Origin of the sequence: Microcoleus sp. S13_C5, assembly GCF_036700845.1 — a bacterium.
Classification (GTDB): domain Bacteria; phylum Cyanobacteriota; class Cyanobacteriia; order Cyanobacteriales; family Microcoleaceae; genus Microcoleus.
On the sequence record NZ_JAUBPR010000297.1, the window covers coordinates 1 to 1188 of the forward strand.

The 1188-nt window shown below is 44.5% G+C and carries 1 protein-coding gene; it reads right to left on the bottom strand.

Annotated features, from left to right (window positions below; genetic code table 11):
• Positions 1 to 31 precede the first annotated feature (31 nt).
• A protein-coding gene (locus QUA04_RS29710) for an ISKra4 family transposase (RefSeq protein ID WP_333264408.1) occupies positions 32 to 1095 on the bottom strand; the annotation gives its coding sequence in 2 pieces (ribosomal slippage) (positions 32 to 942 and positions 942 to 1095; 1065 coding nt in all).
• Positions 1096 to 1188: the final 93 nt, after the last annotated feature.

The window sequence follows — 1188 nt, forward strand, 5'->3', positions numbered from 1 at the left end:
CGGGAGCATCCCGGTTTTGCGCTTTTGAGCATCAAACGGATATTGATCCGTTAAGGTAGGCGCACCGAAGCTTAAGCATTTGATTAACATTTTTCATCAACCACTGCGCTCCTGAAATTTTTAACCTTCTATCAATTTGTTTTACTGCCGACTCTACAGCTCCGGAACCGATGGAGCAAACCTTTTGTGTTGACATTTGCTCGTAGTTAACAATCCGTCGGCGATGCTTCTCCAAATAAGCACAAAAGTTCTGGGCTTGTTTTTGACGGCAAGGCTTAAATAAATTGATGGTTTCCTCGACTCGTCCTTGCCACAGAAACTCCTTACCCTGCGCCCGACGCTTCAACGACCCACCGACCTTACATAGATTTTCAACTAAGTGATACCAATCTAAAATTTCCCGCCGCGCCCCGTCAGGATTCAACTGGACAATAATATTCCAAATGCCATCATGACCATCCCCCAAACAGGTTAGTACCTCTGATAAAGGCTGACTGTTCACATAATTAATTAACGCTTGATTGTCAAGAAAAAATGCCCCGTAATAACTGTCGTGCAGTCGCACAGCCTTATAGTCAAGCCAGTGACTGCCCTCTCCCTCTTCTTTTCTGAGACGGACTTTCCCCCCATCCACACTGGTTTCCTTTACCTCCGAAGTAGCTATTCTGGACGCCCATTCTTGCTTTTCCACTAATCGGTGTAAACAAGTGTGACCTATATGCACTCCCGTCTGGGCTTCTATTTCACTCTCAGCTTTCTCATAAGAGAGATTAGCCACCTGACGGAGGCAGCATTTTTCAAATAATGGAGCTAAACGAGTAGATTTTTTGACTCCCAATTTTTCGGCTTGTTTTTCAGTAATTATTAGCTTACCAATGCAACTTTTTACTGTGCGAGACCGTCCTGATTCTGTTCCTGTTGCCTGTTTGATAAAAAAAAACCAACCTCCGGCCCGACTAATTCTAGCCATTGCTCTCGAATATGCTTTTCGATTGTTTCCAGACTTGATAATTCTGAGACCGGAGTATTTGTGTACATAATCTCGGCAATCTCAGCAGCACAAGCTTTTAAACGCTCCTTCTGTTCAGGGGTCATAGCCACTCCTCCTACAAATGCAGTTCACGCTTCTGTTGACGCTCTACCTATTATCCTCTCTGCATAGCACTTTTACAAAACCGGGATGCTCCC